The organism is Thermodesulfobacteriota bacterium (genome assembly GCA_040755095.1).
Lineage (GTDB): Bacteria > Desulfobacterota > Desulfobulbia > Desulfobulbales > JBFMBH01 > JBFMBH01.
In genome coordinates, this window is record JBFMBH010000125.1 from 1 (window position 1) to 14,281 (window position 14,281).

Here is a 14,281-nt window from a genome sequence, read left to right on the forward strand (position 1 = left end):
GGACCACGTCCGCCTCGATGGGGGCGGCGTTGAAGCGCAGGCAGGTGGCCAGGGTCATGAGCGCCTGCTTGACCCGCCGGGGGTTGCCCTCGAAGATCCCTTCCGTGAAGGGGTAGCCGTGCACCGCCGGGTTGTCGAAGGGCGCCTGCTGGTCGCCGAAGCATTTGACCTCCACGGTGGCCAAGTGGGCCATCTCCCGGGCCAGATGCTCCACGTGCACGCCGGCACCGCCGTAGACGTGGGGCGGGTATTCCCGGGTCAGGTACAGGACCTGCATAGGGCGCTCCTGGGGTGGGGGATGGAGGGCAGCCCGGGCCTGGGGCGGTTCTTGCCTGGGGTTGTCATAGCCCAGATCGTCCCCAAGCGTCAACCGGGGGTGGCCAGGCTTGACCAGGCCAGGCCGGCCAGGCATGCTGGGAGCAGAAGCGGGACACCTGCCCCAGGAGGAGGGCCATGAAGATCGCCCAGCCCGGTGCCAGGCCGGCCAAGGACGAGACCATGCGCATCGGCGTCAGTGCCTGTCTTGTGGGCAACCCCGTGCGCTACGACGGTGGCCACCGGCTGGCCTCCTTTGTGGCCGAGACCCTGAGCCGCCATTGCACCGTGGTGCCGGTCTGCCCGGAAGTCGAGTGCGGCCTGCCGGTGCCCCGGGAGACCATGCACCTGGTAGGCGACCCGGCCGCGCCGCGTCTCGTCACGACCGGCACCGGCATCGATCATACGGAGCGCCTGCTGGGCTGGGCCCGGCAGCGGCTGCCGGAGCTGGCGGCGGACGACCTGTCCGGCTTCATCTTCAAGAGCCGGTCGCCCTCCTGCGGCGTGCAGCGGGTCAAGGTTCTGACCGGCGCGGCCGGCTTTCGCCGTGTTGGGGTCGGCCTTTTCGCCCGCCAGCTCATGGCGCACTCCCCCCTGGTGCCGGTGGAGGAGGACGACCGGCTCTCCGACGAGGCCGTCCGGGAGAATTTCATCGAGCGGATCTTCGCCGGCCAGCGCTGGCGGGCCTGCCGCCAGAAGGCCATGCACCGGGACGGCCTGGCGGCCTTCCACGCCAGCCACCAGCTCCAGATCATGGCCCACAGCGAACAGCATTGCCGAGCCCTGGGCCGGCTGGTGGCCACCGCCGGGGAGCTGCCGGTGGTCGAGCTTTTTGCCCGTTACCAGGCCCTCCTCTGCCAAGCCCTGGCCCGCCTGGCCACACGGAAGAAGAACGCCAAGGTCCTCCAGCAGATGGCCGGCTCGCTCAGGAGGATGCTCACCGCCGGCGAGAAGGCGGAGCTGCGCACCAGCATCGACCGCTACCGCGCCGGAACCCTCCCCCTGGCGGTGCCGATCACCCTGGTGGGCAGCCTCGTCCGCCAGCACGGCGTCGCCGCCCTGGCTGGCCAGACCTATCTGGCGCCCCACCCGCTGGAGATCCAGCTCCGCAGCCATGCGTGAGGACGGACCCGCCATCCCCCCGGCTGGGCCGGCAACGGCCACCCTGCCACTTATTTGCGTCACCGCCGCGGTCATCGAAGAAGCCGGTCGGATCCTCATCGCCCAGCGGCCGGCCGGCGACCGGCTGGCCGGGCTCTGGGAGTTTCCGGGTGGCAAGATCGAGGCGGGCGAGGAGCCGGCAGCCTGCCTGGTCCGGGAGCTTTACGAGGAGCTGGGGGTGGAGGTGGCGGTGGAGGAGTGCCTGCTCGTGCACCGGCACCGCTACGAGCACGCGGTGATCGAGCTGGCCAGCTACCGGGTCCGGCACCTGGCCGGCACCTTTCAGCCCCACGCCCACGCCGCCCTGGCCTGGGTGCGGCCCCAGGAAATGGGTCGCTACCCTTTCGCCCCCGCCGACTTGCCGACCGTGGCGCTGGTGCAGGCGGCCTTCTCCGGCAGGGTATGCTCCGGAGAAGCCGGCAGAACGTGACCCTCTTGCGCTCCAGCCTCGGCAAGGCAACATGGGTTTTCGCTTCTTGACGGCTTCTTTTATGGCGGTTTATAAGGACTTGTTTGGCTCCATCCAGGCTCTTGCCCGCTGCTCAACCAGGGAAGTCCATGGACGTCTTTGCATTCCGGAACGCGGTCGTTGGCCAGTATGAGCGGTTCACCCGCAGCTTTGTGCGGATCAAGGCCGCCGACATCCAGGCTTATGTGGAGGCCAGGTACAAGTCCGAGCATTTCTGGCCGCCGCCGCTGGTGCAGCTCAATCCAGCCTTCGTCCCGGGTCGCACCGTGGAGGAGCTGGTGGCGGCCGGCGTCCTGCATCCGGAATGCGCCGGCATCTTCCGGTACGGCAAGACGGCAGAGGGCGCGCCTGGCATCTCCTTGCGCCTGTATAAGCATCAGGAGGAGGCGATCCTCTGTGCCCAGCGTCGCCAATCCTACGTGCTGACCACCGGCACCGGCTCCGGCAAATCCCTCGCCTATTTCGTGCCCATCGTCGACTTGGCGCTCCGCCAGAAGACGGCCGATCCCAACCCCCGGATCCGGGCCATCGTCATCTATCCCATGAACGCCTTGGCGAACAGCCAGTATGACGAGTTGGAGAAGTTCCTCGGCCGGGGCTATCCCGAAGGTCAGTCGCCCGTGACCTTCGGCCTCTACACTGGCCCGGTGTCGGACGAGGAACGACAACGACTCGCGGCCAACCCTCCCGACATCCTCCTCACCAACTTCATGATGCTGGAACTGATCATGACCCGACAGGGGGAGGAAGACCGCGCGGTGGTGCGAGGGGCACAGGGGTTGGAGCTTCTGGTCCTCGATGAGCTGCATACCTACCGCGGCCGCCAAGGGGCTGACGTGGCCATGCTGGTACGCCGGTTGCGGGAGCGATTGAGCCCGCACCTCCGGTGCGTGGGCACCTCGGCCACCATGGCCAGCGAGGGGGATGCGGCCAGGCGTAAACAGACCGTGGCCGGCGTGGCTTCACGCCTTTTCGGCGCCCAGGTGTCGGCTGACTGCATTATCACCGAGAGCCTGCGGCGAGTGACGACGCCAGACGAGCCGTTGTCCCGGGCGCGTCTGGCCGCGGCGGTGGATGCTGGTGTGCCGGTCCAGGCCACCTACGAGGACCTCCGCTGTCACCCCTTGGCGGTCTGGATCGAGACCTCCCTGGGGCTGGCCAAGGAGGGGGAGAGGTGGGTTCGGGCCCGCCCCCGGACGATCCGGGACGCCGCTGCGGACCTGGCTGAGACCTGCGGTCGGTCCTTGGATCTCTGCGAGGACCGCCTGGCCCGCTTCCTGTTGCTGGCCTGCCGGACGAAGGCGGCCGATGGCGCCAGCCTGTTTGCCTTTCGGCTGCACCAGTTCATCTCCGCGGGGACCAACGTTTACACCACGCTGGAGCCGGCGGGGACACGGTTCATCGACATCGTCGGCCAGCAGTTTCAGCCTGGCTCCAGGGACAAGCGGCTTTTCAACGCCGCTTTCTGCCGCGAGTGCGGGCAGGAGTATTACCCCGTCTGGCGGGAGGGCGACGACGAGCCGGCCGGCGGCACGTTGGCGCCGCGGGAGCTGGACGAGATCACGCGGGAGGGAGAGGACAGTCCCTTTGGCTACTTCTTCCCCGACCCGGAAAAAGCCTGGGACGGCAGCGACTACGAGCGGTATCCCGAGACCTGGCTTGATCTGGCGCGGGAGGAGATCCGCCTCAAGGCCCACTTCCGGAAATACCAGCCCAAGGCCGTAACGGTCGGACCGGATGGCGCCATCGGCACATCCGGTCTGCAAGGCTGGCTGATCCCTGGCCGCTTCCGCTTCTGCCTGGCGTGTGGCTTCCTCCACGAGGGGCGGTTGCGGGAGTCCTCCAAGCTGGGCAAGCTGTCTTCGGAGGGCCGGGCCTCGGCGACTACCGTCTTGACCCTGGCTTGCCTCCGTTTTCTGCGGGCCGACGAGCATGGTTTGCCTGAGGAGGCGCGCAAGATCCTTGGCTTTACCGATAATCGCCAGGATGCCTCTCTGCAGGCAGGCCATTTGAACGATTTCCTCCAGGTCTTGATCGTGCGGGGGGCGTTGCTCGCTGCCCTGTCCCAGGAGCCTGTCAGCCCCCTGACCGATGCCACCCTCACCCAGGCGGTGTTCGTGGCCTTGGGCTTCGCAAAGGATGATGTGGGCGTGCGGGCCGAGTTCATGGTGACACCGGAGGCTACGGGACCTGCCAGGCGTCGGGCGGAGGAGGCATTGCGCAACGTTCTTGGCTACCGTCTCTATCATGACCTGCGGCGCGGCTGGCGGATCAACAACCCCAACCTGGAGCAGTTGGGCCTTTTGACCATTGACTACGACGGCTTGGGGGATCTGAGCCGGGACGAGGATCTGTGGCGCACGGCTCATCCTCGGCTGGCCACGGCTCCGCCGCTGCTTCGGGAGCGACTCCTGCGGGCTTTGTTGGATTTCATGCGCACCGAGCGGTGCATCAAGACCCGCTACCTGGACCCGATGCAGCTGGAGCAGTTCAGGAACGCGAGCTTCACCAGCCTCAAGGAGCCCTGGGGGTTCGAGCCAGACGAGATGCCCAGGGAGGCCTCATGGTGCCTCGCCGGACCCCGGCAGCCCAGACGGCCGATCGACGAACCGTTGGCCTCGGCTTCTTTCCGCTCCCGGTTCGGCCGCGAGCTGCGCAAACCCTCGTCATGGGAACCCGAGACCGACACCCACTTCCCTGGCAAGATGACCGAGGACCTGTACCAGAGTCTCGTGCAGGATCTTCTCTCCGGGTTGATGCGTCACGGGCTCATTGAGGCTGGGGATCTGGGCGACGGCCTGAGCGGCTACCGGGTCATGGGCGATATCCTCCAATGGCGGTTGGGCCCCGGTCCCACGTCAGCGGTCAGCTCCCGGCCGGTGGACAACCCCTTCCTCAAGGACCTCTATGGCAACGTGGCCACCGCCCTTGCTGCCGGCGAGCGCTTCCTTGTCCGGCTGGAGGCCCGGGAGCACACCGCCCAGGTGGATGCCGACGAGCGGGAGCGGCGGGAGAAGCGCTTCGAGGCGGCCAAGCTGCCGGTGCTCTTCTGCTCCCCCACCATGGAGTTGGGCGTGGATATCGCCCAGCTCAACGCTGTCTATCTCCGGAACGTGCCGCCGACGCCCGCCAACTATGCCCAGCGCAGCGGCCGTGCCGGTCGCAGTGGCCAGCCAGCCCTGGTGCTCACCTATTGTGCAGCCTTGAGCCCCCACGACCAGTATTTCTTCCAGGATCCCAGCAGGATGGTGGCCGGTCAGGTGACGCCCCCCCTCCTGGACTTGGCCAATGAAGACCTCATCACCAGCCATCTGCGAGCGGTTTGGCTGGCGGAGACCGGACAGCGGCTGACACCCTCCGTGGACGGCCTCCTGGAGATGGGGGATGCTGACCGGCTGCCCCTGCGCCCGGAGCTGGCGGCCAGCCTCGATTCTTCATCGGCCCGGGCCCGGGCCGGGAGACGGGCCCAGGCCATCCTGGCCACCCTGGCCGGTGATCTCACCCCGGAAGCGGCACCGTGGTATACCGAGGACTGGCAGGATCGGGCCTTGCGCCGCACCGTCCTGGATCTCGATGAGGCCCTGGATCGGTGGCGGGACCTGTTCCGAGCCACCAGCGCCCAGATGGAGCAGAGCCATGCCGTGCAGATGAACGCCGCCGCGCCAGAACAGGAGAGGCGAGAGGCGAAGCTCCGGTACGACGAGGCGCGGCTGCAGCGAGAGCTTCTCCTCACCACCCAGGCGAAGGCGCACGCGGACTTTTACACCTACCGCTACCTGGCCAGCCAAGGATTTCTCCCCGGCTACAACTTCCCCCGTCTGCCTCTTCTGGCGTACATCCCCGGCAGGAGGGAAAAGAGCGGCCGGGAGACGTACATCTCCCGGGCCCGTTTTCTGGGACTGGCCGAGTTCGGGCCTTTGTCCCTCATCTACCATGAGGGCGGTCTCTTCCGGGTGACTCGGCTCCTGGTAAGCGCCCGGGATCGCAGCGAGGGGCCGGACATGGGGCTGGCCGTGCGGCAGGCGCGGCTGTGCCCGGCCTGCGGTTACGGGCACTTTGCCGGCTTTCTCGAGGCCGATCGCTGCCATGCCTGTTCCGCTTCCCTGGAGGAAGGACGACGGATCGCCAATCTGTTCCGGGTGGAGAACGTTGCCACCCGGCGGGTGGAGCGGATCACCTGCGACGAGGAGGAGCGCCGGCGACTGGGGTACGACACGGTGACCACCTGGCAGTTCGCCGAGGAGGGCGGTCGGCCGCGCCTGACCGCCAGCCAGTACGCCGAGGGGGGAGAGGCGCTCTTCACCCTGCAGTATGCACCCGCGGCAACGGTCTGGCGCATCAACCTGGGCTGGCGTCGCCGCAAGGAGAAGACCATCTTCGGCTTCAACATCGATACCGCCAGCGGCTTCTGGGCGAAAGACGCCCAGGCCCCGGAAGAGGATGATGACGCCGCCGCCAGCGCCACCGTGGCACGAATACGCCGGATCACCCCCTTTGTGGAGGATCGCCGCAACGTGCTCATCCTCACCCCCAAGGAAGTCCTGGCGGCCAGCGAGATGGCCACCCTCCAGTACGCTGTCAAACGGGGCATCGAGTCGGTCTTCCAGGTCGAGGAAGGGGAGCTGGCGGCGGAGCCCCTGCCGGACCGGGAGCACCGGCGGGCCATCCTGCTCTATGAATCCGCCGAGGGCGGGGCCGGGGTCCTCACCCGCCTGGCCCACGACCGTGAGGCGATGGGTCGGGTGGTGGCCCGGGCTCTGGAGATCTGTCATTACCAGCAGCGGGGGTCGAGCTGGCAGGCCGACGATCTTCGGGATCTCGACCTGCAGTGCGAGGCCGGCTGCTACCGCTGTCTCTTGAGCTACGCCAACCAGATCGATCACCGGCTGGTGGACCGCCGCAGTCCGAAGGTTCTGGCTCTTCTGTGCCGCGCCACCCGGGCCGAGGTGTCCCGGGGGACCGGCGGCCGCAGCGGGGTCGAGCAGCTGGCCGAGCTGAGGCGCCTCGCCGGCAGCTCCCTGGAACAGGCCTGGCTCCAGTACCTCCTCCGCCAGGGCTTGCGCCTTCCCGACGACGCCCAGCTCCTCCTGGAAGCCCACGCCACCCGGCCGGATTTCGTCTACCGTGCCACCCAGGCCCTGGTGTACATTGATGGTCCCCACCACGAGCACGACCGGCAGCGGCGTCTGGATGCGGCCATCACCGCCCGCCTGGAGGCTGCGGGCTTCACGGTCATCCGCTTTCCTTGCGACCAGGCCCTCTGGCCGGCCATTGTTGCCGAATTTCCGGACGTCTTCGGAGAGTCCCACCCATGCTGACCGCCACGCGGAGAGGGCTTGAGCGGGCCCATCGGGAGCACGCTTGGGTGGCGCAGGAGTTGCCACCGCCGGCCGCCTCCCGGCATCTTCTGCTGGTCTATGCGGTGGAGTGCGGGCTCAAGGCCGCCTTGATGCGGCGAGAGAGGGCGGCAGACACCAGGCAGTTGGGTGTCCGGAACCATGGCCATGACCTCCGGGCCTTTGTGAAGGAGCTGCGTCTGCCGCGGCAGTATGTCCTCTCGTCAACAAGGACCAGGCAGGACGAGCCACAACCCGTCGAGCCGAGGCAGCTCCATGAGGCGTTTCGCTATGGCATTCGCCTGGACGGCGAGGAGCGAATCCAGGAGGAGCTCGACCGGATCATGAGCTGGCTGCGGAGGGAGCTTCTGTGATGCAACCTTTGTACACGTGGGTGGACATCGAAGCCCGGTTGGCCGTACGCCGGGACAAAGGGGAATGGCCCGAAGGCCTGGTGGGAGCCTCTGCCTACCACGACGGCCTGGAGCTGCGCCTGCGGGCGGAGACGGATCGGAGGGAGGTGGAGCAGGTTCTGGCCGACTGCTTTGGCGCGCGGTACCAGCCCGGCCTGGGTATCCATCTGGACAGCCTTCCGGATCGTGATCGAGTTTTCCCGGTGGTCATGGAGGTCACCGGCGAGGCCGGGCCGACGGCTTCCCCCGTCAGGCCCAGTTTTGAGCGGATCGCCCTTCTGCCCGCCGAGCCGGCCGCCATCGACTGGCCCCCGGCCTTTCCGGCAGGAGCGCCGGCCTTGTTTGCCTTCTATTCCTTCAAGGGTGGTGTCGGGCGTACCTTGCATCTTCTGGCCCTGCTCAAGGCCCTTTCCGCCCACGAGCCCCGGCTTTCGTGCCTGCTTGTGGATGCCGACCTGGAAGCACCGGGCATCACCTCCCTGGCCGCCGCCTCTGGTCTGGGCCAGCAGGCCATCTCTCTCGCCGATTTCCTGGCCCTGGCCCATGCCGATCCCGATCCCGGGTGGCCGGAAGCCATCGCTCTCACCGGTCATCATCTCCGGGCCCAGCCGCTGCGGCTGGCTACGGCTGGGGGGACAGCGGAGCACTACTTCTTGCCAGCATTTCGCGACGAGTCACAGGCCCTGGGCACGGCAGTGCGGCCGGAGCATCTCCTGCAGGGCCCCGACGCCCGCTGGCGGTTGGGAGAGCTCTTCGCCGCCCTGGGACAACATCTCCGGGCCGACGTCGTTCTTCTGGATCTCCGGGCAGGCCTTTCGGAGCTGGCCAGCCCCCTGCTCTTCGATCCCCGTATCCAGCGGGTTGTGGTGACAACACCCTCCCTGCAGTCCCTGGAAGGCACCTCCCTGGTCCTGCGCCAGCTCCGGAAGCTCGCGCCGCCCGTGGACAAGGAGTATCTGACCGATCCGGTGGTGCTCCTCTCCATGGTGCCCCAGGACTTGGCAGGCTCCCCCAGGATGGATGCCTTCCGCGAGCAGTGGCTTGGCATCTATCCGGATACGCCAGGGGAGGACGAAGTCAGTCCGCCGCGGCTGCGCGTCGAGGAGACTCCTTTCGCCCAGGAGCTGCTCGTGATCTCGAGCCTTGATGACGCCATGCAGAAACTGGAAGGGAACCCCGTGGCCAAAAAGTGTGCTGCGCTCCTCGAGGATTGGTGGCTGCTGCGCGGGGACGCCCAGAAGATGCCGCCCTCCCCCTCGGTACTGAGCGCGGAGGGCCGGCGGAGATTGGTGGAATTCGCCGAAAGTGTCGAGTATGCCGAATCCGGTAAGGGAGAACGTTTCCTGACCACCACCCCCCTCCGGAACCTGGCCCAGAAATACCGCGAGGATCTGCCCGTGGTGGTGGTCATGGGCGCCAAGGGGGCGGGCAAGACCTACACCTACCTCCAGCTGATCCGCCAGAAGCAGTGGACCAGGTTCCTGCTGGCCACCCTGGGGTCCGGCACCAACGGCGCCTGGGGCGACGTCTGGCCTTTCTTGGCGCCGAAGAGCCTGGGGGACGGGGCAAAGCGTCTGGTCAAGGAGTGCCAGGAAGCGACCGCGACGGCGCTGGCGAGCGTCAGTCCAGCCTGGACGCAAACCGAGGCCCGTGATTGCCTCGAGGAGGCCCTGGCCGAGAACCGTACCGAGGAATCATGGTGGCGTCGTCGCTGGCTGGAGCTGTTTGCCCGCTCCTTGCAGATGGCGCCCAATCTGGAAGAGGATGCCAGCCTGCGGGTGGCCGCGATGCTCCGGCAGCAGAAGAGGCGTCTGGTGATGGTCATCGATGGTCTTGAAGAGATCTTCCCTGGCGTCACCGACAATCCTGTGCAGCAGGCAGCGGTTCGGGCGCTTCTGCAGGCCGTGCCCAGCCATCTGCGGGATATTCCCAACTGTCCTTTCGGGGTGGTGGTGTTCGTTCGCGCCGATGTGGTACGTGCGGCAATCCCGCAAAACGTCGGGCAGTTCGAGCGGCTGTACGAGCCCTATGCCCTTCGCTGGGATCGGGAGCAGGCCCTGCGGCTCGCCGTGTGGCTGTGCCTTCAGGCGGACATGGCGCTCGATATCGCTGGCGGCAGGGATCCGGAGTCCATCACCCTCGAAGAGGCGACAGCGCTCCTCTGGCCGGTCTGGGGCAAGAAACTGGGGGGCGACCAGTCCAGGGAGGCCAGGACCGCCGACTGGGTGCTGGCGGCTCTGGCCGATTTTCGCGGCCAGATCCAGGCCCGGGATCTGGTGCGGCTGCTGCGCCATGCCGGCCAGGCCAGCCTGTCCCTGCCGCTCGGCGACCGGTTGCTGCCACCGGCCACCATCCGGGGCGCCGTGCGGCTGTGCAGCCAGGCGAAGATCGAGGAGATCGGGCAGGAGAACCCGATTCTGGTGCCCATATTCGACAAGCTGCGCCAGACCCCGGAAAGAAAGATTCCGTTCAGTCCGGAGGAGCTGGGGTTGGACCGGCGGGAAATCGGACTCCTCGAGATGAGTGGCATCCTGCTCCCGAGCGAGGGGGAGTACTACATGCCCGAGATCTTTCGGCAAGGCCTGGGCTTCCAGCTCAAGCAGGGCAAGCGGCCCCGGGTGCTGAGCCTGGCCAAGCGCGCTTTGAGCATGCGGGCCAGGCCCTGATCGTGCGGTTCGGCATCCTGGGCATCCCCGGAGAGCCCCCCATGAGCCCCGATCTGGCGTTTCAATCTGGGAAGCGCAGGAAGGGGGATCGTAGCGCACCCATCTCGACTCGGCCGGCTGATGGGTTGCGGCTGTCGCCTCCACCCATCCTACGCCTCCGATTGAGCGGCGTGACCGCCGAACCTGACCTCTGGTGGCCGTTGTTGCTTGAGCGGAGAGGTTTTCTCGACCGTTGCCTATCACCATGGGAGGACGACCATGCCAGTCTTGTCCCTGCCCTATCCGGACGACCTGCTTGTCACTTCTGGCAAGGACCCGCACGCGTTGGAAGAAGAGCTCCTCTTCCTTCTTGCCGTCAAGCTCTTCGAGCTTCATCGGCTTTCCCTGGGCAAGGCGGCAGAGTTCTGCCGCATGCCCACGGTGCGCTTCATGTTTGAGCTGGGACGGCTGCAGGTGCCGGTGATGAACCTCCATGACGATCAGATCGCCGACGAGTTGCGGGATGCATGAAGAGACCGTCGTAGGTGACAGCAGTCCCCTCATCGCCCTGGCGATCATCGATCAGCTGGCGTTGTTGCCACAGCTCTATGCCCGGGTCGTGGTCCCGCAAGAGGTCTGGGAGGAGGTGACCGTGAGAGGGGCAGGATTGCCTGGTGCCCTTGAACTGCGTCAGCTGTCCTGGCTCAAGGTCGAGTATCCACCGGTGGACCTGTTGTTGCCATTGACCGTACTGGTCGGGCGCGGTGAAGCCCAGGCTATTGCCTTGGCGCTGGCCCGGCCGGGGAGTACCGCCCTGCTGGATGATGCGCTTGCCCGGCGGGTGGCGGAGCGGTTCGGCGTCAAGAGAATCGGCACCCTGGGGTTGCTGCGCAGGGCCAAACAAAGAGGTCTTATCGAGGCGATCAAGCCCTTTGTCCAGCAGTTGCAGGCCAACGGCATCTTCATCCGTCAGAGTCTTGTTGAGGCCGTCTTGCAAGATGTCGGTGAATGGCCGTGAATGCTGGCCCCCCCCCTCGTGAGTTGCCGGATAACCGCGGAGAGCCCCACCCATGAGCCTCGACATCCATCTTCAGCCCGGTAGCCTGGTCAGCGCCCGGGGCCGGGAGTGGGTGGTGTTGCCCGACTCCAAGGACGACACGCTCATCCTGCGGCCCCTGGGCGGCTCCCAGCGGGAGGCGACCCTGGTCTATCTGCCCCTGGAGCGTACCCCGGTGGCGCCGGCCAGCTTCCCGCCGCCGGACCCGGCCCTGGCGGGCTCCCACCAGGCGGGCAGCCTGCTCCGGGATGCCCTTCTGCTCCGTTTCCGGGCAGGCGGCGGTCCCTTCCGGAGCTTCGGCAACATCGCCGTGGAGCCCCGGGCCTACCAGTTGGTGCCCCTGCTCATGGCCCTCAAGCAGGCCACGGTACGCCTGCTCATCGCCGACGATGTGGGCATCGGCAAGACCATCGAGGCCTGCCTCATCGCCCGGGAGCTCCTGGATCGGGGGGAGATCGGCCGTCTGACCGTCTTGTGCCCACCCCATCTGTGCGAGCAGTGGCAGGGGGAACTGGACCTGCACTTCAACATCCCGGCCGAGGTGGTGCGCACCAGCACCGTGGGCCGGCTGGAGCGGGGCCTGCCCCCTGGGCGCTCCCTGTTCGAGGTCTACCCCTTCACCATCGTCAGCCTGGACTACATCAAGTCCGATCGGCGGCGGGACGAGTTCCTTCGCTCCTGCCCGGAATTCGTCATGGTCGACGAGGCCCATACCTGCACCAGGAGCGGCGCTGGCGGCCGCCACCAGCGCTACCAGCTCCTGAAAGGCCTGGCCGAGACCGGCGGCCGCCACCTGGTGCTCCTCACCGCCACCCCCCACAGCGGCGACGAGGCGGCCTTCTCCAACCTCCTGGGCCTGCTCGATCCGGATTTCGCCGGCCTCCATGAGCTGCCGGAGGGCCGGCGGGCAGCCCTGCGGGAGCAGTTGGCCCGGCATTTCGTCCAGCGCCGGCGACCGGATATCGAGGAGTGGCAGGAGGCGAGCCTGTTCCCGGAGCGCCTCACCCGGGAGGCCGTCTATCGGCTCACCGGCAGGTGGGGGCAGCTCTTCGACGACGTGCTGGAATACGCCCGGGAGATGATCGCCGGCTCCGCGGGGCTGGGGCTCGTGGAGCAGCGCATGAACTGGTGGGCGGCCCTGGCCCTGCTCCGCTGCATCTCGTCGTCACCAGCCGCGGCCGTCAAGGCCCTGTCCACCCGGATCGAGGCCATCGAGAAGGCGATGAGCCCGGACGTCCTGGACGAGGAAGGCGAGGCCCTGACCCTGGATGGCGGCGCTGATCTGGCGGCCATCAGCGACAGCGTGCCGGCCGCCGCCCGGGACGACGTGGAGCACCTGGCGCTTCTGGCCAGCTACGCCGACGACCTGCGGGGGCCGGCGGCCGACCCCAAGCTGGCCGCCCTCCTGGCCGAGGTGCAGGCCCTGGTGGCGGCCGGCTTCCGGCCCGTGATCTTCTGCCGCTACGTCGCCACCGCCCACTACGTGGCCGAGCACCTGGCCAAGGCCTTTCCCGAGTATACCGTGGCGGCGGTCACCGGCGAGCTGGCGCCGGCGGAGCGGGAGGAGAGGGTGGTCGCCCTGGCCGCCACCGACCCGCGGATTCTGGTGGCCACCGACTGCCTGTCCGAGGGGGTGAATCTGCAGGAATGGCTGAACGCGGTGGTCCACTACGATCTGTCCTGGAACCCTACCCGGCACGAGCAGCGGGAAGGCCGGGTGGACCGGTTCGGCCAGCCGTCCTCCCAGGTGCGGGCAGTCATGCTCTACGGCGAAGACAATCCGGTGGACGGCGCGGTGCTCAAGGTCATCCTCCGCAAGGCCGAGCGGATCCGAAAGGAGCTGGGGGTCCTGGTGCCCATGCCCGATGACGAGAACCGGGTCAGCCAGGCGGTCATGCAGGCAGTGCTGTTGCGGCAACAGGAGGGAAAAAGCCGGGCCCGGCAGCTCTCCCTTTTCGAGGCCCGGCTCCTTCCCCTGGAAGAGGATCTGGACCGGAAGTGGCAGAACATCCGGGACAAGGTGGCCCGGAACCGCACCATCTTCGCCCAGCGCCGGCTGCGGCCCGAGGAGGTGCTACCCGAGTGGCGCAAGGCCATGGCCGCCCTGGGCGGGGAGGAGGACGTGCGGCGTTTTGTCCGCCAGGCGGCCGAGCGCCTGGGGGCTCCCCTGGAGAGCCGCCGGCAGGGCTTTCGCCTCCACCTTCGCCACCTGCCGGCCGTGGTCCGGGAGCGGCTGGCAGGCCTGGGCATCGATCCCGCCGGGCCCCTGGACCTGGAATTCCGGTACCCGCCGCCCCCGGGCTGCCGATTCATCCATCGCAGCCATCCCCTGGTGGCCGCCCTGGCCGATTTCCTGGCCGAAGGGGCCATGGACGGCTCGATCCCGGAGATCGTTGCCCGGGCTGGTGCCATCTTCACCGAGGCGGTAACGGTCCGGACCGTGGTTCTGCTCGTGCGTCTGCGCTGCCAGCTCGTCATCAGCCGGGCGGGCCAGGAGCACACCATGCTGGCGGAAGAGGTGCTGCCCGTGGCGCTGGCGGCCGACAGCAGCGACTGGCTGGACGGCGATGCCGCCCGGCAGCTCCTGGATGCCCAGCCCTGCCGGGACATGGACCCCGCGGCCCGCCGCCGCCACGTCCGCGCCGGCCTCGACCGCCTGGCCGGGCTCGCCGACCGGCTGGAGGCCCTGGCCCTCGCCCGGGCCGAGGCCCTCCTGGCCGACCACCGCCGGGTACGGGACGCCGCCGAGGCCCGCGGCCAGTATCGGGTCCGGCCGGTCCTGCCGGTGGACGTCATCGGTGTCTTGGTGCTGGTGCCATTTGTCCCGTTCGTCTAGCCTCTGCGGGAGGTGGTCATGATGCAGAGCGTAGAGCGTAGGATGGGTG

The 14,281-nt window shown here is 67.8% G+C and carries 9 protein-coding genes; 8 read left to right on the plus strand and 1 reads right to left on the minus strand.

Annotated features, from left to right (window positions below; translation table 11 throughout):
* A partial coding sequence (locus tag AB1634_15700) for a glycogen synthase (protein MEW6220957.1) occupies positions 1–277 on the minus strand: 277 nt, incomplete at its 3' end.
* 176 nt (positions 278–453) lie between these two features.
* On the opposite strand from AB1634_15700, the gene AB1634_15705 reads away from it, so the two are divergent.
* The 8 genes from AB1634_15705 (at position 454) to AB1634_15740 (ending at position 14,232) form a co-directional block, all read left to right on the plus strand.
* A complete protein-coding gene (locus AB1634_15705; protein ID MEW6220958.1) occupies positions 454–1,437 on the plus strand; it encodes a DUF523 and DUF1722 domain-containing protein in 984 nt (327 codons plus the stop codon).
* Positions 1,430–1,906: a (deoxy)nucleoside triphosphate pyrophosphohydrolase gene (locus AB1634_15710; protein MEW6220959.1), complete on the plus strand. Its 477-nt coding sequence runs from the start codon at positions 1,430–1,432 to the stop codon at positions 1,904–1,906. The genes AB1634_15705 and AB1634_15710 overlap by 8 nt, the downstream gene beginning before the upstream one ends.
* A gap of 128 nt (positions 1,907–2,034) precedes the next feature.
* Complete coding sequence (locus tag AB1634_15715; GenBank protein MEW6220960.1) at positions 2,035–7,263, plus strand: DEAD/DEAH box helicase; 5,229 nt, start codon at positions 2,035–2,037, stop codon at positions 7,261–7,263.
* On the plus strand, positions 7,257–7,655 hold the full coding sequence (locus tag AB1634_15720) for a hypothetical protein (protein ID MEW6220961.1): 399 nt from the start codon (positions 7,257–7,259) through the stop codon (positions 7,653–7,655). The genes AB1634_15715 and AB1634_15720 overlap by 7 nt, the downstream gene beginning before the upstream one ends.
* A complete protein-coding gene (locus AB1634_15725) occupies positions 7,655–10,360 on the plus strand; it encodes a ParA family protein (protein ID MEW6220962.1) in 2,706 nt (901 codons plus the stop codon). Before AB1634_15720 ends, AB1634_15725 begins: the two co-directional genes overlap by 1 nt.
* A gap of 258 nt (positions 10,361–10,618) precedes the next feature.
* The gene (locus AB1634_15730) at positions 10,619–10,870 is read left to right on the plus strand and encodes a UPF0175 family protein (GenBank protein MEW6220963.1); all 252 of its coding nucleotides are present in this window, start codon (positions 10,619–10,621) and stop codon (positions 10,868–10,870) included.
* A complete protein-coding gene (locus AB1634_15735) occupies positions 10,863–11,357 on the plus strand; it encodes a DUF3368 domain-containing protein (protein ID MEW6220964.1) in 495 nt (164 codons plus the stop codon). The genes AB1634_15730 and AB1634_15735 overlap by 8 nt, the downstream gene beginning before the upstream one ends.
* 52 nt (positions 11,358–11,409) lie before the next feature.
* A complete protein-coding gene (locus AB1634_15740) occupies positions 11,410–14,232 on the plus strand; it encodes a helicase-related protein (protein MEW6220965.1) in 2,823 nt (940 codons plus the stop codon).
* Positions 14,233–14,281 lie beyond the last annotated feature (49 nt).

Excerpts from the sequence above, each read along its gene's own strand:
- AB1634_15705 (MEW6220958.1), top strand. The coding sequence starts at position 454 with ATGAAGATCGCCCAGCCCGGTGCCAGGCCGGCCAAGGACGAGACCATG.
- AB1634_15710 (MEW6220959.1), top strand. The coding sequence starts at position 1,430 with ATGCGTGAGGACGGACCCGCCATCCCCCCGGCTGGGCCGGCAACGGCC.
- AB1634_15715 (MEW6220960.1), top strand. The coding sequence starts at position 2,035 with ATGGACGTCTTTGCATTCCGGAACGCGGTCGTTGGCCAGTATGAGCGG.
- AB1634_15720 (MEW6220961.1), top strand. The coding sequence starts at position 7,257 with ATGCTGACCGCCACGCGGAGAGGGCTTGAGCGGGCCCATCGGGAGCAC.
- AB1634_15725 (MEW6220962.1), top strand. The coding sequence starts at position 7,655 with ATGCAACCTTTGTACACGTGGGTGGACATCGAAGCCCGGTTGGCCGTA.
- AB1634_15730 (MEW6220963.1), top strand. The coding sequence starts at position 10,619 with ATGCCAGTCTTGTCCCTGCCCTATCCGGACGACCTGCTTGTCACTTCT.
- AB1634_15735 (MEW6220964.1), top strand. The coding sequence starts at position 10,863 with ATGCATGAAGAGACCGTCGTAGGTGACAGCAGTCCCCTCATCGCCCTG.
- AB1634_15740 (MEW6220965.1), top strand. The coding sequence starts at position 11,410 with ATGAGCCTCGACATCCATCTTCAGCCCGGTAGCCTGGTCAGCGCCCGG.